The sequence below is a fragment of the Actinomadura macrotermitis genome (assembly GCF_009604375.1).
In the GTDB taxonomy this organism is placed as follows: Bacteria; Actinomycetota; Actinomycetes; order Streptosporangiales; family Streptosporangiaceae; genus Spirillospora; species Spirillospora macrotermitis.
Window position 1 is genome coordinate 187,534 of record NZ_WEGH01000005.1, and the last position, 20,994, is coordinate 208,527.

20 protein-coding genes are annotated in these 20,994 nt (G+C 73.6%); 10 read left to right on the plus strand and 10 right to left on the minus strand.

From position 1 onward, the window contains the following. Positions 1 to 40 precede the first annotated feature (40 nt). Together icmF and ACRB68_RS33570 are read left to right on the plus strand one after the other, a co-directional pair. Entirely contained in the window at positions 41 to 3,265 is a 3,225-nt protein-coding gene (gene icmF, locus ACRB68_RS33565) for a fused isobutyryl-CoA mutase/GTPase IcmF (protein WP_328595108.1), read from the plus strand. Continuing rightward, positions 3,262 to 4,044: a helical backbone metal receptor gene (locus ACRB68_RS33570; protein ID WP_407924325.1), complete on the plus strand. Its 783-nt coding sequence runs from the start codon at positions 3,262 to 3,264 to the stop codon at positions 4,042 to 4,044. The genes icmF and ACRB68_RS33570 overlap by 4 nt, the downstream gene beginning before the upstream one ends. Here the strand turns inward: ACRB68_RS33570 and ACRB68_RS40670 are convergent. From ACRB68_RS40670 to ACRB68_RS33585, 3 genes are read right to left on the minus strand one after another with little or no spacing between them, the layout of a single operon-like run. Continuing rightward, on the minus strand, positions 4,041 to 4,610 hold the full coding sequence (locus tag ACRB68_RS40670; RefSeq protein WP_207709920.1) for a TetR/AcrR family transcriptional regulator: 570 nt from the start codon (positions 4,608 to 4,610) through the stop codon (positions 4,041 to 4,043). The genes ACRB68_RS33570 and ACRB68_RS40670 overlap by 4 nt on opposite strands. Further along, positions 4,607 to 5,380: a 3-oxoacyl-ACP reductase FabG gene (fabG, locus tag ACRB68_RS33580; protein ID WP_153539791.1), complete on the minus strand. Its 774-nt coding sequence runs from the start codon at positions 5,378 to 5,380 to the stop codon at positions 4,607 to 4,609. The genes ACRB68_RS40670 and fabG (ACRB68_RS33580) overlap by 4 nt, the downstream gene beginning before the upstream one ends. A 19-nt stretch (positions 5,381 to 5,399) precedes the next feature. Next, positions 5,400 to 6,551 (minus strand): acyl-CoA dehydrogenase family protein, encoded by a 1,152-nt coding sequence (locus ACRB68_RS33585; protein ID WP_328595109.1) that lies wholly within the window; start codon positions 6,549 to 6,551, stop codon positions 5,400 to 5,402. A gap of 123 nt (positions 6,552 to 6,674) precedes the next feature. Between ACRB68_RS33585 and ACRB68_RS33590 the strand changes: the two genes are divergently transcribed. After that, a complete protein-coding gene (locus ACRB68_RS33590; RefSeq protein ID WP_153539793.1) occupies positions 6,675 to 7,772 on the plus strand; it encodes a calcium:proton antiporter in 1,098 nt (365 codons plus the stop codon). 259 nt (positions 7,773 to 8,031) lie between these two features. Here the strand turns inward: ACRB68_RS33590 and ACRB68_RS33595 are convergent, their stop codons facing one another. Then, entirely contained in the window at positions 8,032 to 8,361 is a 330-nt protein-coding gene (locus ACRB68_RS33595; RefSeq protein ID WP_328595110.1) for a DUF3099 domain-containing protein, read from the minus strand. Positions 8,362 to 8,410: 49 nt separating this feature from the next. Between ACRB68_RS33595 and ACRB68_RS33600 the strand changes: the two genes are divergently transcribed. Further along, positions 8,411 to 8,623: a dodecin gene (locus ACRB68_RS33600; protein ID WP_153539795.1), complete on the plus strand. Its 213-nt coding sequence runs from the start codon at positions 8,411 to 8,413 to the stop codon at positions 8,621 to 8,623. Positions 8,624 to 8,709: 86 nt separating this feature from the next. On the opposite strand, the gene ACRB68_RS33605 is transcribed toward ACRB68_RS33600, so the two are convergent. Next, a complete protein-coding gene (locus ACRB68_RS33605) occupies positions 8,710 to 10,089 on the minus strand; it encodes a metallopeptidase TldD-related protein (protein ID WP_328595111.1) in 1,380 nt (459 codons plus the stop codon). Further along, a complete protein-coding gene (locus ACRB68_RS33610; RefSeq protein ID WP_328595112.1) occupies positions 10,086 to 11,585 on the minus strand; it encodes a TldD/PmbA family protein in 1,500 nt (499 codons plus the stop codon). The genes ACRB68_RS33605 and ACRB68_RS33610 overlap by 4 nt, the downstream gene beginning before the upstream one ends. 170 nt (positions 11,586 to 11,755) lie before the next feature. Here ACRB68_RS33610 and fabG (ACRB68_RS33615) point away from each other — a divergent pair, with 170 nt between their 5' ends. After that, positions 11,756 to 12,460 carry a 3-oxoacyl-[acyl-carrier-protein] reductase gene (gene fabG, locus ACRB68_RS33615; protein WP_153539799.1) on the plus strand — a complete coding sequence of 235 codons (705 nt, stop codon included), beginning with the start codon at positions 11,756 to 11,758 and terminating at the stop codon, positions 12,458 to 12,460. An 8-nt stretch (positions 12,461 to 12,468) separates the two neighbouring features. Beyond that, a complete protein-coding gene (gene fabI / locus ACRB68_RS33620) occupies positions 12,469 to 13,272 on the plus strand; it encodes an enoyl-ACP reductase FabI (protein ID WP_153539801.1) in 804 nt (267 codons plus the stop codon). Between the two features lie 68 nt (positions 13,273 to 13,340). Here the strand turns inward: fabI and ACRB68_RS33625 are convergent, their stop codons facing one another. From ACRB68_RS33625 to ACRB68_RS33635, 3 genes are all read right to left on the minus strand, one after another. After that, entirely contained in the window at positions 13,341 to 14,009 is a 669-nt protein-coding gene (locus ACRB68_RS33625) for a hypothetical protein (protein WP_153539803.1), read from the minus strand. Positions 14,010 to 14,216: 207 nt separating this feature from the next. Then, entirely contained in the window at positions 14,217 to 15,968 is a 1,752-nt protein-coding gene (locus ACRB68_RS33630; protein WP_328595113.1) for a helix-hairpin-helix domain-containing protein, read from the minus strand. A gap of 49 nt (positions 15,969 to 16,017) precedes the next feature. Next, positions 16,018 to 16,971, minus strand: a complete 954-nt coding sequence (locus ACRB68_RS33635; protein WP_153539805.1) for an aldo/keto reductase — start codon at positions 16,969 to 16,971, stop codon at positions 16,018 to 16,020. Between the two features lie 119 nt (positions 16,972 to 17,090). Here ACRB68_RS33635 and ACRB68_RS33640 point away from each other — a divergent pair, with 119 nt between their 5' ends. Next, positions 17,091 to 17,909 (plus strand): undecaprenyl-diphosphate phosphatase, encoded by an 819-nt coding sequence (locus ACRB68_RS33640; protein WP_328595114.1) that lies wholly within the window; start codon positions 17,091 to 17,093, stop codon positions 17,907 to 17,909. A 67-nt stretch (positions 17,910 to 17,976) separates the two neighbouring features. Continuing rightward, positions 17,977 to 18,603, plus strand: a complete 627-nt coding sequence (locus tag ACRB68_RS33645) for a hypothetical protein (protein ID WP_194293556.1) — start codon at positions 17,977 to 17,979, stop codon at positions 18,601 to 18,603. A gap of 37 nt (positions 18,604 to 18,640) precedes the next feature. Here the strand turns inward: ACRB68_RS33645 and corA are convergent, their stop codons facing one another. Next, entirely contained in the window at positions 18,641 to 19,612 is a 972-nt protein-coding gene (corA, locus tag ACRB68_RS33650; RefSeq protein WP_407924326.1) for a magnesium/cobalt transporter CorA, read from the minus strand. 76 nt (positions 19,613 to 19,688) lie between these two features. Between corA and ACRB68_RS33655 the strand changes: the two genes are divergently transcribed. Then, on the plus strand, positions 19,689 to 20,390 hold the full coding sequence (locus ACRB68_RS33655) for an MSMEG_4193 family putative phosphomutase (RefSeq protein WP_328595115.1): 702 nt from the start codon (positions 19,689 to 19,691) through the stop codon (positions 20,388 to 20,390). Positions 20,391 to 20,400: 10 nt separating this feature from the next. Next, positions 20,401 to 20,952 carry a DUF3090 domain-containing protein gene (locus ACRB68_RS33660; protein ID WP_153539809.1) on the plus strand — a complete coding sequence of 184 codons (552 nt, stop codon included), beginning with the start codon at positions 20,401 to 20,403 and terminating at the stop codon, positions 20,950 to 20,952. The last annotated feature ends 42 nt before the right edge of the window (positions 20,953 to 20,994 follow it).

The window sequence follows — 20,994 nt, forward strand, 5'->3', positions numbered from 1 at the left end:
TCCAAATATTGGATGTCCAAGAGTAGGTACGGAGGTCGCGGTGACCGGCTCGGCAGGAAGCACGGCGGGAACGCTGCACACCCCGGTCCACCCGGTGCGGTTCGTGACGGCCGCCGCGCTGTTCGACGGGCACGACGCCGCGATCAACATCATGCGGCGCATCCTGCAGTCCCAGGGCGCCGAGGTGGTGCACCTCGGCCACGACCGGTCGGTCCGCGAGGTCGTGGACGCGGTGCTGGAGGAGGACGCCCAGGGCGTGGCGATCAGCTCCTACCAGGGCGGCCACGTGGAGTACTTCGAGTACCTGGCGCGCGCGCTGAAGGAGGCGGGCGCCGGGCACGTGAAGGTGTTCGGCGGGGGCGGTGGCGTCATCGTCGCCGACGAGATCGCCCGGCTGCGCGCCGCCGGGGTGCGGATCTTCTCGCCCGAGGACGGCCAGCGCCTCGGCCTGCCCGGCATGATCAACGAGCTGGTCCGCGACTGCGACGTGGACCTGGCCGCCGAGCCGCCGCGCGCGGCCGCCGTCCTCGCGGGGGAGCGCCATGCCCTCGCCCGCGCCATCACCTGCCTGCAGGAGGGCCGGCTGCCCGCGGAGGAGCTGCGCGCGCTGCGCGAGGCCGCCGCCGGGCGCCGCGTCCCGGTCCTCGGCATCACCGGCACCGGCGGCTCGGGCAAGTCCTCCCTCACCGACGAGCTGGTCCGCCAGCTGCGCGCCGACCAGCAGGACAAGATGCGCGTCGCGGTCATCGCGGTCGACCCGACCCGGCGGCGCGGCGGCGGCGCGCTGCTCGGCGACCGCATCCGGATGAACTCCCTGGACGGCGAGCGCGTCTTCTTCCGCTCCCTGGCCACCCGCGGCGCCCGCGAGCTGCCCGACCACGTCGAGGACGTGATCGGCGCCTGCAAGGCCGCCGGGTTCGACCTGGTGATCCTGGAGACCCCCGGCATCGGCCAGGGCGACGCGGCCGTCGCGCCGCTGGTGGACCGGGCGCTGTACGTGATGACGCCCGAGTTCGGCGCCGCGTCCCAGCTGGAGAAGATCGACATGCTCGACTTCGCCGACGCCGTCGCCATCAACAAGTTCGAGCGGCGCGGCGCCGCCGACGCGCTGCGCGACGTGTCGCGCCAGCTGGTGCGCAACCGCGAGGCGTTCGGCGCCCGCCCCGAGGACATGCCGGTCTTCGGCACCAGCGCCGCGACCTTCAACGACGACGGCGTCACCGCGCTCTACCAGCACCTGGCGCGCGAGCTCGGCATCGAGCCGGGCGTCCTGCCGGCCGTGGAGACCAGGATCTCCACCGGGGCCGCGCAGATCATCCCGCCCGCGCGCGTCCGCTACCTGTCCGACATCGCCGAGACCGTGCGCGGCTACCATGCCGAGACCGAGCGGCAGGTCGCGGCCGTGCGCCGGGTGCAGCGCCTGGCCGAGGTCCGCGACGAGCTGGCCGAGCCCGCCGAGGTGGAGGGGCTGCTGGAGCGGGCCCGCCGCGACGTCGACCCCGCCAGCACCGAGCTGGTCGAGCGGTGGCCCGCCGTCGTGGAGGCCTACTCCGGCGACGAGCAGGTCGTGCGCGTCCGAGACAAGGAGCTGCGCACCGCCCTCACCCGCGAGTCGCTGTCGGGCAACCGGATCCCGCGCGTCGCGCTGCCGCGCTACACCGACCACGGCGAGCTGCTGCGCTTCCTGCGCGCGGAGAACCTGCCGGGCCGGTTCCCCTTCACCGCCGGGGTGTTCCCGTTCAAGCGCGACAACGAGGACCCGGCCCGCATGTTCGCGGGGGAGGGCGACCCGTTCCGCACCAACCGCCGCTTCAAGCTGCTGTCGGAGGGCCAGCCCGCGACCCGGCTGTCCACCGCGTTCGACTCGGTCACCCTCTACGGCCGCGACCCGGGCGAGAGCCCCGACGTGTACGGCAAGGTCGGCACCTCCGGGGTGTCGGTGGCGACGCTGGCGGACATGAAGGCCCTCTACGACGGCTTCGACCTCGCCTCGCCCACCACCTCGGTATCGATGACGATCAACGGTCCGGCGCCGGCGATCCTGGCGTTCTTCCTCAACACCGCCGTCGACCAGGGCCTGGACGCCTTCCGCGCCGAGCACGGGCGCGAGCCGTCGCAGGACGAGACCGCCGAGATCCGGGCGCGGGTGCTGGCGACGGTGCGCGGCACCGTCCAGGCCGACATCCTGAAGGAGGACCAGGGCCAGAACACCTGCATCTTCTCCACCGAGTTCTCGCTGCGGATGATGGGCGACATCCAGGAGTGGTTCATCGCCAACAAGGTCCGCAACTTCTACTCGGTGTCGATCTCCGGCTACCACATCGCCGAGGCCGGCGCGAACCCCATCAGCCAGCTCGCCTTCACCCTCGCCAACGGCTTCACCTACGTGGAGTCCTACCTGGCGCGCGGCATGGACATCGACGACTTCGCGCCGAACCTGTCGTTCTTCTTCTCCAACGGCATGGACCCCGAGTACAGCGTCCTCGGCCGCGTCGCCCGCCGCATCTGGGCGATCGCGATGCGCGAGCGCTACGGCGCCGGCGAGCGCAGCCAGAAGCTGAAGTACCACGTGCAGACCTCGGGCCGCTCGCTGCACGCCCAGGAGATGGACTTCAACGACATCCGCACCACGCTGCAGGCGCTGATCGCCATCTACGACAACTGCAACAGCCTGCACACCAACGCCTACGACGAGGCCGTCACCACCCCGACCGCCGAGTCGGTGCGCCGCGCCCTGGCCATCCAGCTCATCATCAACCGCGAGTGGGGCCTGGCGATGAACGAGAACCCGCTGCAGGGCTCGTTCGTCATCGATCACCTCACCGACCTGGTCGAGGAGGCGGTGCTGGCCGAGTTCGACCGGATCAGCGAGCGCGGCGGGGTGCTCGGCGCGATGGAGACCGGCTACCAGCGCGGCCGCATCCAGGACGAGTCGATGCTGTACGAGCAGCGCAAGCACGACGGCACGCTGCCGATCATCGGCGTCAACACCTTCCGCGGCCCCGGCGGCGGCGAGGAGGCCGGCCGCGCGCTGGAGCTCGCCCGCGCCACCGAGCAGGAGAAGAAGTCCCAGCTGGAGCGGGTGCGGGCGTTCCAGGCCGAGCACCGCGGCGAGGCGGAGGCGGCGCTGGAGGCGCTGAAGGAGGCCGCCCGCGGCGGCGAGAACGTGTTCGCGGTGCTGATGGACGCCGCCCGGGTGTGCAGCCTCCAGCAGATCACCGACGCGTTCTTCGAGGTCGGCGGCCAGTACCGGCGGAACGTGTGACCGTCCCGCTCGACGACACGGTGTTCGACGACACGGGCGCGCCCGTCCCGCTGCCGGGCCGGGTGCGCCGGGTCGTGTCGCTCGTGCCGTCCCTGACCGAGACGATCGCGGTCACCGCGCCCGGCCTGCTGGCGGGCGCGACCGACTGGTGCACCCACCCCGAGGGGCTGGACGTGCCGCGGGTGGGCGGCACCAAGAACCCCGACGTCGCGCGGATCATCGGGCTCGCGCCCGACCTGGTCGTCGGCAACACCGAGGAGAACCGCGCCTCCGACGTCGAGGCGCTGCGCGCGGCCGGCGTCCCGGTCTGGATGACCGGGATCCGCACCGTCGACGAGGCGCTCGCCTCACTGCGGCGGCTGCTCACCGAGGGCTGCGGGCTGGCCGTGCCCGGCTGGCTGGACGAGGCCGCCCGCGTCTGGGCGGACCTGGAGCCCGGCCCGCCGCGCACCGCGATCGTGCCGATCTGGCGGCGGCCCTGGATGGTCGCCGGCCGCGCCACCTTCACCGGCGACGTCCTGGCCCGCCTCGGCGTCCGCAACGTCTACGCCGGCCATCCCGAGCGCTACCCCAAGATCCCGATCGGGGAGCTGAACGCGGCCGGCGCCGACCTGGTGGTACTGCCCGACGAGCCCTACCGGTTCACCGCCGAGGACGGCCCCGAGGCGTTCCCCGGCCTGCCGGCGGCACTGGTCAGCGGCCGGTACCTCACCTGGTACGGGCCGTCGCTGGTGGACGCGCCGCGCGTCCTCGCCGAACGGCTCGCCGCGGCGCGCTAGGGCTTGGCTGCGAACAGGTCGCCGAGGCCGCGCGCGACCCGCTCGTCCAGCTCCTCCAGCGGCACGCCGAGCTCGCGCGCCAGGTTCTCGCGCAGCAGCGTGTAGCCGTAGACGGCGGAGGCGAGCACAGCGTGCACCGCGTCCACGTCGTCGCCCGCCAGGTCGCCGCGCTCGGCGTCGCGCGCGAGCGCCTCGCGGCCCCGGCCGCGGTTCGGCAGCACCTGCACCCGCTCGTCGCCGTCCAGGACCAGCAGCGTCGTCAGCCGGATCGCCTCGGGCCGGCGCACGTTGGACCACAGCAGCCGGGCGAGGCGCTCGCGCAGCGGCAGCCCCGCGCCCGACGCGGCGTCGGCGGCGTTCACCCGGGACCGGTGCAGCAGCGCCGACCGCAGCAGCGCCCGGCGCGAACCGAAGTACTGGTAGACCAGCCCCCGGTTCACGCCGGCCGCGTCGGCGACCTCGCGCAGGTTCAGGCCCGCCAGGACGCCGCCCTCGGCCAGCAGCCGGCCGGCCGCCGCCCGCAGCGACTCCTCGGTGGCCTCGCGCCCGCGCGTCCCGCCGGTCACGCCTTCGGACCGCCCGCCACGTAGATGACCTGCCCGGACACGAACGAGGCGTCCTCGCTCACCAGGAACGCCACGGTGCCGGCGATGTCGGCGGGCCGCCCCACCCGGCGCACCGGGATCTGCTTGGCCGCCTCGGCCTGGAACGTGGCGAAGTCCACGCCGACGCGCTCGGCCGTCGCCGCCGTCATGTCGGTGACGATGAACCCGGGCGCGATCGCGTTCACCGTGATCCCGAACCGGCCGAGCTCGATCGCCAGGGTCTTGGTGAAGCCCTGCAGCCCGGCCTTGGCCGCCGCGTAGTTGGCCTGGCCGCGGTTGCCGAGCGCCGAGGTGGAGGACATGTTCACGATCCGCCCCCACCCGGCGGCCGTCATGTGGGCCTGCACCGCGCGGCTCATCAGGAACGAGCCGCGCAGATGGACCGACATGACCGCGTCCCAGTCGTCCTCCGACATCTTGAACAGCAGGTTGTCGCGCAGGATGCCGGCGTTGTTCACCAGCACCAGCGGCGGGCCGAGTTCGGCGGCGACCCGCTCCACCGCCGCGTCGACCGCCGCCCCGTCGGCGACGTCCACGCCGACGGCGAGCGCGCGGCCGCCCGCCCGCTCGATCTCGGCGACGGCCGCCGCGCAGGCGGCCTCGTCCAGGTCGCACACCGCGACCGCGAAGCCGTCCAGCGCGAGGCGCAGCGCGGTGGCCGCGCCGATGCCGCGCGCCGCCCCAGTGACGATCGCGGTCCTGCTCTCGGGCGTGATGTCGTCCACGGTCATGCCGGTCCCCTTCCGCGGGTCAGACGCCGAGGTCCTTGGCGATGATGGTCTTCAGCACCTCGCTGGTGCCGCCGTAGATGCGGCTGACGCGCGCGTCGGTGTACAGCCGCGCGATCGGGTACTCCAGGATGTAGCCGTAGCCGCCGTGCAGCTGCAGGCACTTGTCGACGACGCGGGCCTGCACCTCGGTGCAGAACAGCTTGGCCTTGGCGGCGTCGGCGGGGGTGAGCTCGCCGGCGTCCAGGGCCTCCACGGCGCGGTCGATGAGCGACTGGGCGGCCTCGACCTCGGTGGCGCACTCGGCCAGCACGAACTTGGTGTTCTGGAACGAGGCGACGGGCTTGCCGAACACCTTGCGGTCGCGGACGTAGGCCTTGGCGAAGTCGATCGCCGCCTGCGCCGAGGCGTAGGAGGTGGTCGCGATGCCGAGCCGCTCCTCGGCCAGGTTGTGGGTGAGGTACTCGAAGCCGCGGCCCTCCTCGCCGAGCAGGTCCTCGACCGGGACGCGCACGTCGGTGAACGACAGCTCGGCGGTGTCGGAGCTGCGCAGGCCGATCTTCTCCAGCTTGCGGCCGACCGAGTAGCCCTCGCTCTTGGTGTCGACCACCAGGATCGACAGGCCGGTGCGGCGGTTCTCCGGCGAGGGCGGGGAGGTGCGCGCGACGACCAGCATCCGGTCGGCGAGCACGCCGCCGGTGATGAAGGTCTTGGCGCCGTTCAGGACGTAGTGGTCGCCGTCGCGCTTGGCCGTGGTCTGCATGCCGGCCAGGTCGGAGCCGGTGCCGGGCTCGGTCATCGCGATCGCGGTCATCATGTCGCCGGACACGAAGCCGGGCATCCAGCGCTTCTTCTGCTCCTCGGAGCCGAACTTCAGCAGGTAGGGCTGGACGAGGTTGACGTGCACGCCGTAGCCGCCGAAGCTCACGCCGGCGCGGGCGCACTCCTCGGAGATGACCAGCTGGTACTTGAAGCTGGTCTCGCCGGCGCCGCCGTACTCCTCGGGCACGGTGATGCCGAAGACGCCGAGCTCGCCGAGCTTGTTGTAGAAGTCGCGCGGCGGGTGGCCGGCGTTCTCCCACTCCTCGTACACCGGGGCCACCTCGGCGTTGATGAAGTCCCGGATGGTGGACCGGAAGGCCTCATGGTCCTCGTTGAACACGGTGCGGCGCACGTTCCGCCCCTCTCGATCATGAATCTAGCGTTCCGCTAAATCGCTTCGAACCTGATTCTAATTCATTCGGGACGAACCGGAGGTAAAGGTTGCGGAAGTGCCGCCACCGGGCACTGTGCGTACATGAGCCGCTTCACTCGGTACGCGAACGACCACTGGACGGCCGTCGCGCCGGTGCTGGCCCTCGTCGCGCTCGTCCTCACCTGGGGCCGTGCCCTGCCGGTCGCCGTCGTGGTGCTCGTCGCGGCGCTGCTGGCCACCGCCGTGCTGGCCGCCGTGCACCACGCCGAGGTCGTCGCCGCCCGGGTGGGCGAGCCCTTCGGCTCCCTGGTGCTCGCGGTGGCGGTGACCGTGATCGAGGTGGCGCTGATCGTCAGCCTGAGCGCCTCGGGCGCCAAGGGCGGCGAGACGCTGGCCCGCGACACCGTCTTCGCCGCCCTCATGATCACCTGCAACGGCATCGTCGGGTTCAGCCTGCTGACCGGCGCGCTGCGCCGCCGCGTCGCGGTCTTCAACGCCGAGGGCAGCGGCGCCGCCCTCGGCACCGTCGCCACGCTCGCCACCCTGTGCCTGGTGCTGCCGACCTTCACCACCGGCCGCGCGGGCCCCGAGTTCGCCCCCGCCCAGCTGGCCTTCGCCGCCGTCGCCTCCCTGGTGCTCTACGGCGCGTTCGTGCTCACCCAGACCGTCCGGCACCGCGAGTACTTCCTGCCGGTCACCGCCGCCGGCGAGGTCGTGGACGACGAGGAGCACGACCGGCCCGCCGCCCGCCACGCCCTGGTCTCCCTCGGGCTGCTGTTCGCCGCGCTGGTCGGCGTGGTCGGCCTCGCCAAGGTGGAGTCCCCGGTGATCGAGGACGGGGTGGAGGCGGCCGGGCTGCCGCACGCCGTCGTCGGCGTCGTCATCGCGCTGCTGGTGCTGCTGCCCGAGACCCTCGCCGCGCTGCGCGCCGCCCGCCGCGACCGCGTGCAGACCAGCCTGAACCTGGCCCTCGGCTCGGCCATGGCCAGCATCGGGCTGACCATCCCCACGATCGCCGTCGCCTCGATCTGGCTGCCGGGGGCGCTGGTCCTCGGCCTCGGCGCGACCCACATGGTCCTGCTCGCCCTCACCGTCGCGGTGCTGATCCTCACCGTCGTGCCGGGCCGCGCCACGCTGCTGCACGCGGTGGTCCACCTGATGGTCTTCGCCGCGTTCCTGTTCCTGGCCGTCAGCCCCTGAAAAGTTCGGGCCGGCGGGGTTTCGGTCCGTGGCCCGATCAGGCCACGGCGAACCCTTGCCAGGCAAACACGAATCGGCTATGGGTGCGGGGATTCAGACATGAAAAAGCGGCGCCGGGTGGATACGGGGGCAATCCACCCGGCGCCGCACATCGGTGTTCCGACGGGGGCCCGGAACACCGGCACCGGCGCTCCGACGGGGGACCAGAGCGCCGGAACAAATCGTACACCGAAACCCCCCCGTACTAGTCAAGAGAAAGTCACGACCCGATTTCCCGGTGCTGTCCGGAAATCCCCTTGTGGTGCGGGCTTTGCGGCTCGGAGAATCGCGCCTGGGCGGTCGGCTCCCGCCCGCCGTTGGCGATCACCACGCTGATGTAGGGCAGGAACAGGGCCCCGGCGACCAGCAGCCCGAGCACCCACAGCGGGGCCCCCGCGACGCCCGCCAGCACGGCGGCGACGAAGCAGCCCGTGCGGATGCCCATCGAGACCAGGTAGCGGCGCTGCCGGTGGCCGATGTCCTCCGACAGGGGCTTCGGCGCATTGGTGACCGTGTAGATCTCGGTCTGCCGGCGGGGATTGACCTTCACATCTCCACGGTAATCCCCTAGGTGACAAGTGGCGACACCAGGAGGGCACATGAGCGACCGCACGTACCGGGTGACCGAGATCGTCGGCACCTCGCCCGAGTCCGTGGAGACCGCGATCCGCAACGGCGTCCGGCGCGCCTCGCAGACGCTGCGGCATCTGGACTGGTTCGAGGTGACCGAGGTGCGCGGGCAGATCGAGGACGGAGAGGTGGCGCACTTCCAGGTCGGCATGCGGGTCGGGTTCCGCCTTGAGGACTCCTGAGGGGGCCGCAGGGACCCACAGGCACGCACAGGCACGCGAAGGGGCGCTCCCCGCCACCCGAGGGCGGGGAGCGCCCCTTCGCCGCGTCAGGACGCCTGGGAGACCGTCGACATGTGGAAGTCGGGCACCCGGATCGGCGGCATCGCGGCCCGGGTGAAGTAGTCCGACCACTCGCGCGGCAGCGTCGGCGCCGTCGCGCCGACCTCGCCGAGCCGGCCGAGCAGGTCCACCGGGCTCTCGTTGAACCGGAAGTTGTTCACCGCGCCGACGACCTCGCCGTGCTCGACCAGGTAGACGCCGTCGCGGGTAAGGCCGGTCAGCAGCAGCCGCTGCGGGTCCACCTCGCGGATGTACCACAGGCAGGTGAGCAGCAGCCCGCGCTCGGTGCCGGCGACCATCTCCTCCAGCGACGCGCCGCCGCCCGGCCCCGTCATGACCAGGTTGTCGATCGCCGGGGTGAGCGGCAGCCGGGTGCGCCCGGCCGACTGCCGGGTCTGGGTGAGCGCGGCGAGCGCGCCGTCCTTGATCCAGTCGGTGGCGCCGAGCGGCAGGCCGTTGTCGAACACCGAGGACTCGCGGCTGGAGGCGTGCGCGAGCACGAACGGCGCGCACTGCAGGCCCGCCGCGGCCGGGTCGCTGGACAGCGTGACCGGCACCTCGGCCAGCCGCTCGCCGACGCGGGTGCCGCCCGGCGCGCTGAACACGGTGCGGCCGTCCTGGGCGTCCTGGGCGCCCGCCGACCAGTACAGGTAGATCATCAGGTCGGCGACGGCGCTCGGCGGCAGGATCGTCTCGTAGCGCCCGGCGGGCAGCTCCACCCGCCGCTCGCCCCACTGCAGCCGCCGGGCCAGGCCGGCGGTGAGGTCGGCGACGTCCACGTCGGTGAAGTCGCGGGTGCCGACGCCGGCCCAGGCCGAGCCGCCGGCGCCCTTGGCGTTCAGCTCCAGCAGCCCGGTCGGCTGGTCGTGGCGCAGCCGCAGCCCGGCGGAGGTGCCGAGGAAGGAGGAGGTCACCGTGTGGTTGGCGAACCCGTACAGCAGCCGGCCCGCCGACTCGGCCTGCGCGAACGCCTCGCCGAGCGCGGGCGCGAAGCCCTCGTAGACGCCGATGCCGGTCTCGGCGGGCGGCTCGTCCCAGCCGGGGGAGGCCGCGCCGGTGACGAGCGGGGCCGCGTCGTCGGCGGCCTCGCCGTCCGCGGCGACGGCCTCGGCGGCGCGCACCAGGTCCTCGATGCCGTCGGCGGTGACGGCCGAGCGCGACACCACGCCGGTGGCGACGCCGCCGGGGACCTTGCGCAGGGCGATCACCGTCAGCCGGGACGCGCGGGTGACGCCGTTGGTGGTGAGGGTGTTGCCCGCCCAGCGCAGGTTGGCGGTGCCCGACGCCTCGGCGATGACGATGCAGTCGTCGGCGCGCGACAGCGCGAGCGCCCGCTCGACGGCCTCCTGTGGCGCGATGCCGGTCACTGGCCGCCCTCCTTGATGGCGTTGAGGATCTTCACTCCGCGAAACAGCGCCGACGGGCAGCCGTGGCTGACCGGGGCGACCTGGCCGGGCTGGCCCTTGCCGCAGTTGAACGCGCCGCCGAGCACGTAGGTCTGCGGGCCGCCGACGGCCTCCATGGAGTTCCAGAAGTCGGTGGTGGTGGCCTGGTAGGCCACGTCGCGCAGCTGCCCGGCCAGCCGGCCGTTCTCGATCCGGTAGAAGCGCTGGCCGGTGAACTGGAAGTTGTAGCGCTGCATGTCGATCGACCAGCTCTTGTCGCCGACGATGTAGACGCCGCGGTCCACCCCCGAGATCAGCTCCTCGGTGGAGGGCCCGTCCGGCGCCGGCTTCAGCGACACGTTGGCCATGCGCTGCAGCGGCATGCTGGAGGCGGCGTCGGCGAACGCGCAGCCGTTGGAGCGCCCGGCGCCGGTGAGCCGGGCGATGCGCCGGTCGGTCTGGTAGCCGGTGAAGCGGCCCCCGGTGACGATGTCGAACGCCTGCGCCTGCACGCCCTCGTCGTCGTATCCGACGGTGGCCAGGCCGTGCTCGGCGGTGCGGTCGCCGGTCACGTTCATGACCGGCGACCCGTACTGCAGCGTCCCGAGCTTGTCGGGGGTGGCGAACGAGGTGCCGGCGTAGGCGGCCTCGTAGCCGAGCGCGCGGTCCAGCTCGGTGGCGTGCCCGATCGACTCGTGGATGGTCAGCCACAGGTTGGAGGGGTCGACGACCACGTCGTAGACGCCGGCCTCCACCGACGGCGCGGCCAGCTTCTCGGCGAGCAGGCCGGGGATGCGCTCCAGCTCGCCGGCCCAGTCCCAGTGGTCGCCGGTCAGCCACTCCCAGCCGCGCCCGGCGGGCGGCGCGAGCGTGCGCATGGTGTCGAAGGCGCCCTCGGCGATGCCGACGGCGTTGACGACCGGGTGCACCCGGACCCGCTGCTGGGTGATGGCGTTGCCGGCCAGGTCGGCGAAGAACTTGTTCTCCTTGACCTGCAGCAGGGTGGCGTCCACGTGCTGGACGCGCGGGTCGGCGAGCAGGCCGCGGCTCCACCCGGCCAGCAGCGCGATCTTCTCGGCGGTCGGCACGGCGAACGGGTCGGTCTCGTAGGCCGACACCCAGGTGCGCTCGCCGTGCACCGGTTCGGGCGCCAGCTCGATGGGCTCGCGGTTGACCGCCGCGGCGACGGCGGCGACCCGCACCGCCTGCTCGGCGACGCCCGCGGCGCCGTCGGCGGTCAGGTCGATGCCGGCGGCGAAGCCCCAGGTGCCCTTGACGACGACGCGGACCGACAGTCCGAGGTCGTTCGCGTCCAGGTTGGTCTCCAGGGTGCCGTCCTGCAGGCGGAGGGTCTGGCTGCGGATGCGTTCCAGGCGGAAGTCGGCGTGCTCGGCGCCGAGCTCGCGCGCCCGGCCGAGCGCCGCGTCGGCCAGCGCCCGCAACGGCAGCGCGGTGAAGTCGGGATCGATGTCATGCACCTTCCGCAACCTACCCGCCCGGCATCCGCCCGACGCGAACAAACACAGGCGCTTAGATCTTGTGGGAAGGGCACATCCTCGCCCGGCCCCGGGGCCGATACGCTCGGACGCTGTTGCAGTGCGGCGCCGCGGCGCCGGGCGCTCCGGACAAGCTGAATCGAGAGGTACCCATGAGTCGCTCCGTCCTCGTGACCGGTGGAAACCGGGGCATCGGGCTGGCCATCGCGCGCGAGCTGGCGGCCGCCGGCGACGCGGTCGCGGTCACCTACCGCTCCGGCGAGCCACCCGAGGGCCTGTTCGGGGTGCGGTGCGACGTGACCAGCAGCGAGGACGTCGACGCGGCGTTCGCCAAGGTCGAGGCGGAGCAGGGCCCGGTGCAGGTGGTGGTCGCCAACGCCGGGATCACCAAGGACACCCTGCTGGCGATCATGAGCGAGGAGTCGTTCACCTCGGTCCTGGACACCAACCTGACCGGCGCGTTCCGGGTCGCCAAGCGGTCGGTGAAGGGCATGATGCGCGCGCGCAAGGGCCGCATCATCCTGGTCTCCTCGGTCGTCGGCCTGCTCGGCTCGGCCGGCCAGGCCAACTACGCCGCCTCCAAGGCCGGCATGGTCGGCTTCGCCCGGTCGCTGGCCCGCGAGCTCGGCTCGCGCAACATCACCGTCAACGTCGTCTCGCCGGGCTTCGTCGAGACCGACATGACCGCCGTGCTCAGCGAGGACCAGCACAAGGCGATCAAGGGCGTGATCCCGCTCGGCCGGGTGGCGCAGCCCGAGGAGATCGCCAAGACCGTGCGGTTCCTGGCGAGCGACGACGCCGCCTACATCACCGGGGCCGTGATCCCGGTGGACGGCGGCCTGGGAATGGGGCACTGAGCACCACCATGGGAATCCTCGAAGGCAAGCGCATCCTGGTCACCGGCGTCCTCACCGACGCCTCGATCGGCTTCCACGTCGCGCGGGTGATCCAGGAGCAGGGCGGCGAGGTCGTCCTCACCGCCTACCCGCGCCCGACGCTGACCGCGCGCACCGCCAAGCGGCTGCCGACCGGCCGGGACAACCCGCCGCCGGTGATCGAGCTCGACGTGATGAACACCGGGCACCTGGACGCGCTCGCCGGCAACCTCGCCGAGCACGGCTGGGACCGGCTGGACGGCGTCGTGCACGCGATCGGCTTCGCGCCGCAGACCGCGCTCGGCGGCAACTTCCTGAACACGCCGTGGGAGGACGTGGCGATCGCGATGCACGCCTCGGCGTACTCGCTGAAGTCGCTCACGATGGCGTGCCTGCCGCTGCTGGGCGAGGGCGGCTCGGTCGTCGGGCTGGACTTCGACGCGACCAAGGCCTGGCCGGTCTACGACTGGATGGGCGTGGCCAAGGCCGGCCTGGAGTCGTGCGCCCGCTACCTGGCCAAGTACCTCGGCCCCAAGAACATCCGGGTGAACCTGGTCGCCGCCGGGCCGCTGGCCACGATGGCCGCCAAGAGCATCCCCGGCTTCGAGGGGATGACCGAGCTGTGGCCGCAGGTGGCGCCGCTCGGCTGGGACGTCAAGGACACCGAGCCGACCGCGCGGGCCGTCGCCGCGCTGCTGTCGGACTGGTTCCCGGCGACGACCGGCGAGATCGTGCACGTGGACGGCGGCATGCACGCCGTCGGCGGCCCCTCCGAGGACGTCGGCCAGGCGTAGCGACGACGGCGGCCCCGCTCCCCGGAAAGGGGGGAGCGGGGCCGCCGTCGTTCCGGTGCGCCGTCGTGTCAGCGGCGCGCGCGGCGCAGCCGCCGCCCGAGGTAGCTGATGTGCAGCGCGCCCGCCGCGCCCGCGGCGCCGGCCGCGACGGCGACCCACAGCGTCTGGGAGGGCTGCTGGTCGGAGGCGGCCATCGGGGCCATGAGCCGGGTCTGCGGCTGCGGGGCGCCCGGCTGCTGCAGGTAACCGTTGGGGTCGGCGGCGACCTGCGGGGTCGGCAGGACGCCCGGCAGCGCCGGCGCGGTGCGCGGCGCCGGCGTGTAGGGCTGCAGGCCGCCCGGGCGCGTGAGCGTGGTGGCGCCGTTGCCGATGGGCACCGTCCCGCCGCCGCCGTTGTTGCCACCGCCGTTGTTGCCGGACCTGTTCCCGCCGTTGCCGCCCTTGCTCTTCTCACCCTTGTGCGGAGTGCCCTTGCCGGCCTCGGGGGTGGGTTTCGGCGTCGGCTTCGGCGTGGGCTTCGGCGTCGGCTTGGGCTGCATGCGGTCGCGCAGGTTGTCGAGCTGGCACTTCCAGTTGTCGATCGTGGTCGCGGGGTCGGTGCCCTTCGCGCAGGTCTTCGGTGCGGCCGCGCTCTGGGCGTAGGCCGCGGGGGCGCCGAGGAACACCAGCGCCAGGGTGCCCGCCGACACCGCCGTCGCCGTCGAACCGAGCCGCCTGAAGCGTCGCTGCTGGGGCATCTCACTCCTTCGCTGCCGCGGGATGCAGTTGTTGACGATCAGTCCAACGAGATCATACGTGATCGGGGTCACCCGCACATCCCCGCACACCGCTCGATCGTGCCGCAATTGCGCACTTCGGTAAACGCCGACACGGTGATTTCTCCCAACCCACCCGTTTTGTTTGGCAATCGGCGCGCGTGGTCCCCGTCCGCGCCGCCGCCCGGGTCACTGCACGACGAGCCGCGCCAGCCGGGTCCGCCGCGCCGGCGCCTCCGTCTCGCGCACCGCCCGCGCCAGCGCCGGGCCCGCCGCCTGCACCACCGACAGGTGCCGCCGGGCGAGGCCGAACGCGGCGGCCACGAGCGGCCGCGACAGCGCCGCGTCGCCCGCGACGACCGCGACCACCGCCGGGCGCGGTGTCCCCCGGCCGAGGGAGACCGGCAGCGCCCAGCCGTGCCGCAGCCGGGGCACCGCGGCGGGCGGCACGGTGGCGGCGCCGCCCGCGAACGTCACCCGCAGCCCCTCCGGCCCGGCGCCGGCGACCGTGCCGGTCTCGCCGACCGCGGCCTGGGGGAGCGGGGCGGCGACCACGACCCGGTCGCCCGCGTCGAACCCGCCGAACGCGCCGGAGCCGGGGTTCAGCCGCTCCTTCAGCGCGGCGTTCAGCGCCCCGGCGCCCGCCTCGCCGCCCGCCGCCAGCGCGATCACCTGCACGTCCTCCACCGCGATGCCGAGGGCGCGCGGGATGGAGTCGGCGACCAGCTGCACCGCGCGGTGCACGGTCTCGGCGGGGGAGGCGGCCGGGACGATGACGACCTCGCGGTCCGGGGCGTCCACCGCGATCAGCTCGCCGCCGCGCACGGCCGCGGCGAGGCCGGCGAGCGGCCCGCCCGGCCCGGCCGGGTCCAGCTCCACGACCGGGACGGTCTCGGAGGCCTCCAGGTCGTGCAGGACCGCGCCCGGCCCGGCCGGCGGCAGCGCGCCCGGCGCGGCCCCGAGCACCAGGTGCGTCCCGTCCGCGCACGCCTCCACCAGGACGGCGGCCAGCTCGACGTCGAGCCCGGCGGCGTCCGGCAGGATCAGCAGGTCCAGCTCCAGCGGCCGCTGCTCGCCGCGCGCGAACGCCACGCCGCCCGCCGGGGCCGCCTCGGGCAGCGGTTCCAGCAGGTCGTGCAGCCCGGCGGCGGCGAACCCGGCGTCCGCCGCCGGCGCCAGGGCGGCGGCGGCCCGCGCGGTGGGCGCGGCCACCGCGACCCGCAGTTCCTGCCCGGCGGCCGCGCCGGCGATGGCGAGCGCGGTCGCGGTCACGTCGGCCGGGGCGCCGCGCAGCATGGTCACGCCGGTGCGCAGCGTCGCGGTGAGCGCGAGCGAGCGGTCCTCGGGCAGGCCCGCGCGCAGCGCCCGGATCGTGTCGTCGTCCAGCAGCGGGGCGCCGGTCGCGGTCAGCCGCTGGAAGCCCTCGGCGGCGGTCTCCTCGGCCATCGCCCAGCGCGCGAGCCCGAGGGTCTCCTCGGGCTCGGGGAGCTCGGCGTCCTCGTCGAACGCCGCCTCGTCGAACTCCGGCTCCTCGGTGAGCGCGAGCACCTCGGCCTCGTCCAGGGCGTCCTCGACGGCCCGGCGCGGATCGGCCACCTTCATCCGCTCCAGCGCGGCGAGCACGTCCGCGACCGGCGTGACGGTGTGGCCCTGCCGGGCGGCCTCGGCCATCAGGTGCTCCACCAGCGCGCGGCCCCGGCGCGGATCATCGGGCCGCGCCTCCTCGCCCAGGTGGCCCCGGGCGAAGTGGTCGGCCTGCGCGGGCGTGACGCCGGGGACGCGCAGCAGCCGCCACGGGTCGGCGCGCAGCCGCGCGGCGGCGTCCGGGCCGAGCCGCGCGGCGGCGCGCGCGGTGAACGAGGCGGGCACGCCGGTCGCGGCGAACAACCCGGCGAGGTCCTCGCCGCTGGTCGGGTCGGTGCTGGCTGGCGAATCGGTCACGGGCTCCCCGTCACGGCTGGTCGCTTGCAGGTCTGGCGGAAGAGGCGGGTCACGGGTGCGGCGGCGCCATGTCGGACACGTCGTCGAGCGCGCGGCGGATCTCCCGCGGCAGCGTCAGGTCCTCGCTGCCGAGGGCCTGCGCGAGCTGCGCGGCGGTGCGCGCGCCGACGACCGGCGCGGCCACGCCGGGCCGGTCGCGCACCCAGGCCAGCGCCACGGCGAGCGGCGACACCCCGAGCCCCTCGGCGGCGGTCACCACCGACTCCACGATCCGCCCGCACTCCTCGTCCAGGTAGGGCTGGACGAACTCGGCGAAGTGGTCGTTGGCGGCGCGCGACCCGGCCGGGATGCCGGTGCGGTACTTGCCGGTCAGCACCCCGCGCCCGAGCGGCGACCACGGCAGCAGCCCGGCGCCCGCGTCCAGCGCGGCCGGCACCACCTCGCGCTCCACGTCCCGGCTGAGCAGCGAGTACTCCACCTGCACCGACACGATCGGGGCGCGGCCCGGCCAGGCGCGCTGCCAGGCGGCGGCCTTGGCGACCTGCCAGCCGGCGTAGTTGGACACCCCGACGTAGCGGGTGCGGCCCGAGGCGACGGCCTCGTCCAGCGCCGACAGCGTCTCCTCCAGCGGCGTCGCCGGGTCGTAGACGTGCACCTGCCACAGGTCCACGTGCTCCAGACCGAGCCGGTCCAGCGAGGCGTCCAGCGCCCCGATCAGGTGCCGGCGCGACGCGTCGTAGCGGCCGTTCGGGCGGATCGCGGCCTTGGTCGCCACCACCAGCCCGTCGCGGTCCACCAGCTCGCGCAGCAGATGGCCGAGGATCCGCTCGCTGTCGCCGTCGCAGTAGACGTCGGCGGTGTCCACCAGGGTGCCGCCCGCGTCGGCGAACGCGCGGAGCTGGGCGGCCGCCTCGCCGGGGCCGGTGTCCTCGCCCCAGGTCATGGTGCCGAGGCCGAGCCGGGACACCAGCAGGCCGCTCCGCCCGACGTGACGCTCTTCCATGGTCGGCCAATTTATCGCCCCGGCGGAGCGCCGCACCCGTCCGCGTCCGGGCCCGGCGTCCGCCCGCGGCCGATACGCTGCCTTTGAGATCGCGTAGGAGTTGAGGGGAACCACCACCTGTGAACGTCGTGGAAGCGACCGTGCTCGGCATCGTCCAGGGACTCACCGAGTTCCTGCCGATCTCCAGCTCGGGGCACCTGCTGATCGTGCCGAGGCTGGCCGGCTGGGGCGACCCGGGAGCGGCGTTCACCGCCGTCATCCAGCTCGGCACGATGGCGGCGGTCATCATCTATTTCTGGCGCGACCTGGTCAACATCATCACGACCTGGACCAAGAGCCTGTGGACGCCGGACCTGCGCACCCACCAGGACGCCCGGATGGGCTGGTACATCGGCCTCGGCACGATCCCGATCAGCGTGGTGGGACTGGCGTTCAAGGACTTCATCGAGGGCCCGTCGCGCAACCTGTGGATCAACGCGACGTCGCTGATCGTGATGGGCCTGGTGCTGATGGTCGCCGAGTGGGCCGGCGCCCGCAAGCGCGAGGTCGCCGACCTGAACCTGCGCGACGGCCTCATCATCGGCGGCTTCCAGTGCCTGTCGCTCATCCCCGGCTCCTCGCGGTCGGGCTCGACGATGACCGGCGCGCTGTTCCTCGGCTACACCCGCGAGGCGGCGGCCCGCTACTCGTTCCTGCTGTCGGTGCCGGCGGTCGTGTTGTCGGGCGCGTTCGAGATGCGGCACGCCTTCGACGGCAACCTGCAGCTCATGCCCACCGTGATCGCGACGATCGTGTCGTTCGTGGTCGGCTACGCCTGCATCGCCTGGCTGCTGAAGTACCTCACCCGGCACTCCATGGCGATCTTCGTCTACTACCGGGTGGCGCTCGGCGGCATCCTGCTCGGGCTGCTGGCGGCGGGCGCGCTGTCGGCCACCTGACCTGCGCACCCGCATTGTCACCGCGGCATATATCGTTTTACGGCCGTCCGGGTTAGAGTTCGCAGCCATGGCGCCACCCCAGTTCTCGATGTACTCGCCGAACCTGCCCGACGGCGAGGAGGGCGACGCGGCCGCCGAGCCGGTGCCCGGCCTCGGCCCGCAGAGCGACCCGGGGTTCGCCGCCTCGCTGCGCTCGGGCACCTTCCTCGGGCAGTGGCGCCGCACGGTGCTGGTGCTCGCGGTCGCGCCGGTGCTGATCCTGGCGATCACGCCGCTGATCGTGCAGGACGGCCGGGGCCGGCTCGGCGACGCGCCGCCGTGGATCTACCTGCCGCTGCTGCTCGCCGCCGTCGCCGCCGCGCTGATCGGCCCGCGGGTCCCGGCGCCGCTGCCGCCGGGCCTGGCGCCCGCGCGGGCGGCGCGCACCGCGCTGCTGGCGTTCCGGCAGGCGGTGCTGGTGCGGTTCGCGCTCGGCGAGGGCGTCATCCTGCTCGGCATCCCGCTCGCCATGGTCGGGCACAGCGAGCTGGTCTTCGTGGCCGGCTTCGCGCTCGGCTACCCGGTGCTGCTCTGGCTGACCCTGCCGACCGCGGGCGCGGTGGAGCGGATGCGGCGGCGGCTGGAGGCCGGCGGCGCCGAGTCGCACCTGTGGGCGGCGCTGCTGTCGCCGGTGCCGCGCCAGCCGGGCGGCTGACCGCCCGGGGGCGAACACGGGCCAGAGCCCGTGGCCGCTAGAGCCACCCGTTCTTGCGCAGCTTGTAGAAGACGATCCCCATGGCGGCGGCCATCACCACGATGACCAGCAGGTACCCGTACCTCCAGTGCAGCTCGGGCATGTGCTCGAAGTTCATGCCGTAGATCCCGGCGATCGCGGTCGGCACCGCGATGATGGCCGCCCACGCGGAGATCTTGCGCATGTCCTCGTTCTGCTGCTTGCCCTGCAGCGCCAGGTGCGCCGACAGCACGCTGGTCAGCAGCTCGTTGTGCGCGTCGACCTGGCCGTCCACCCGCAGCAGGTGGTCCAGCACGTCGCGGAAGTACTCGCGGGTGCCCGCGCACTCGGCCACCCGGCCGCGGGCGATCTCCTGCATGACCGGGACGAGCGGGTCCTCGGCGGTGCGGAACTCCAGCACCTCGCGCTTGAGGGAGTAGATGTCGGCGGTGACGTCGCGGCCCTGCGGGTCGAACACCGCCCGCTCCAGCCCGATGATGTCGACCTCGACCTCGTGCGCGACCACCCCGTAGTGGTCCACCACCTCGTCGCACACCGCGTACAGCACCGCCGCCGGGCCGTGCTCCAGCAGCTCCTTGTCCTTCTCCAGCCGGTGCCGGACGGGCCCGAGCGGGTTGCCGGCGCCGTGCCGGACCGTCACCACGAAGTCGCGGCCGAGGAACAGCATGATCTCGCCGACCTCGATGTCGGAGGTGTCGTCGAGGTAGGACAGCGTCTTCAGCACCACGAACAGGGTGTCGTCGTAGCGCTCCAGCTTCGGCCGCTGGTGCGCCGACACCGCGTCCTCGGCGGCCAGCGGGTGCAGCCGCAGCTCGTCGCGGATCAGCTCGAACTCGTCCTCGTCCGGCTCGAACAGGCCGATCCACACGAAGCAGTCGCCCCGGCTGCGGGCCAGGTCGACGGCGTCGCTGATGTCGCCGTCGATGTCCTGCCGGCGTCCTTCGGCGTAGATGGCCTTGTCCACGATCACATCCGGCATTCTCGCGCACGCCGTCAAGTCAGGGTAATGATCACGCCGGGCGGGCGCGTCTCGTAGAGTGCGTGGCGTGACGACGCTCCTGCTGGTCCGGCACGGCCTGACCGAGATGACCGGGCCGCGGCTGGCCGGGTGGACCCCGGGCCTGGCCCTGGACGAGCGGGGCCGCGCGCAGGCCGCCGCGGTCGCCGCGCGCCTGGCGCCGCTGCCGCTCGCCGCGCTGGTCTCCAGCCCGCTGGACCGCTGCCTGCAGACCGCCGGGGCGATCGCCGCCGGCCGCGCCGGCGCCGCCGCGAAGGTCGAGGTGGACGACCGGTTCGGCGAGGTCCGCTACGGCGACTGGACCGGCCGCGAGCTCGCCGAGCTGGCCAAGGAGCCGCTCTGGCGGGTGGTGCAGGCGCACCCGAGCGCGGCGGTCTTCCCCGGCGCCGAAGGCGAGGCCCTCGCCGCCGCGCAGCACCGCGCGGTCACCGCGGTGCGCGAGTGGAACGCCCGGATCGCCGCCGAGCACGGACCGCACGCCGCCTACCTGGTGTGCAGCCACGGCGACATCATCAAGGCGATCGTGGCCGACGCGCTCGGCCTGCACCTGGACCAGTTCCAGCGCATCCAGGCCGACCCGGCGTCGGTCACCGCGATCCGCTACACCGGGCTGCGCCCGTTCGTGGTCCGCCTCAACGACACCGGCGGCGGCGTCGAGGGGCTGCTGCCGGCCCCCGACACGGATCCGCCGGGCGATGACGGTGACGCGCCCGTCGGCGGCGGCGCGTAGGGTCAGTGGCATGCCGGTCATCTCCTATGAACTGCCCGACAGGTTCGTCGCGGGCGCCGTCGGCCAGCCCGGCGAGCGCGCCTTCTACCTGCAGGCCCGCGACGGCCGCCGGGTCACCAGCGTGGGGCTGGAGAAGTTCCAGGTGACGCTGCTGGCCGAGCGCCTGGAGCAGCTGCTGGACGAGGTGCTGCGGCAGAGCGGCGGCGAGACCGCCGTGCCGGCGGTCGCGCCGGTCGAGCTGCGCGACGACGGCCCGCTGGACCAGCCGGTCGAGGAGGAGTTCCGGGTCGGCGCGATGGCGCTCGGCTGGGACCCCGAGGACGAGCGGGTGGTCATCGAGGCGCAGGAGGCCGGCGAGGACGACGAGGCCGTGGCCGAGGCCGGCGACCCCGACCCGGCGGTGGCGGTGCTGCGGGTCAGCATCACCGCCGCGCAGGCCCGCGCGTTCGCCGAGCGGGCGCTGCGGCTGGTCGCCGCGGGCCGGCCGCCGTGCCCGCTGTGCGGGCTGCCGCTGGACACGGCCGGGCACATATGCCCGCGCCAGAACGGGTATCTGGGCTGACATGCCGCTCTACTGGATCATGACCGTGGCGGCCGGGAGAAT

What these genes read in the sequence shown, in the direction of transcription:
- fabG (WP_153539799.1), top strand. Translation starts at nt 11,756, where the DNA reads ATGAGTCGCTCCGTCCTCGTGACCGGTGGAAACCGGGGCATCGGGCTG.
- ACRB68_RS33660 (WP_153539809.1), top strand. Translation starts at nt 20,401, where the DNA reads ATGCCGGTCATCTCCTATGAACTGCCCGACAGGTTCGTCGCGGGCGCC.
- fabG (WP_153539791.1), bottom strand. Translation starts at nt 5,380, where the DNA reads ATGACCGTGGACGACATCACGCCCGAGAGCAGGACCGCGATCGTCACT.
- ACRB68_RS33625 (WP_153539803.1), bottom strand. Translation starts at nt 14,009, where the DNA reads ATGCCCCAGCAGCGACGCTTCAGGCGGCTCGGTTCGACGGCGACGGCG.
- ACRB68_RS33635 (WP_153539805.1), bottom strand. Translation starts at nt 16,971, where the DNA reads ATGGAAGAGCGTCACGTCGGGCGGAGCGGCCTGCTGGTGTCCCGGCTC.
- ACRB68_RS33600 (WP_153539795.1), top strand. Translation starts at nt 8,411, where the DNA reads ATGAGCGACCGCACGTACCGGGTGACCGAGATCGTCGGCACCTCGCCC.
- ACRB68_RS33590 (WP_153539793.1), top strand. Translation starts at nt 6,675, where the DNA reads ATGAGCCGCTTCACTCGGTACGCGAACGACCACTGGACGGCCGTCGCG.
- fabI (WP_153539801.1), top strand. Translation starts at nt 12,469, where the DNA reads ATGGGAATCCTCGAAGGCAAGCGCATCCTGGTCACCGGCGTCCTCACC.
- ACRB68_RS33645 (WP_194293556.1), top strand. Translation starts at nt 17,977, where the DNA reads ATGGCGCCACCCCAGTTCTCGATGTACTCGCCGAACCTGCCCGACGGC.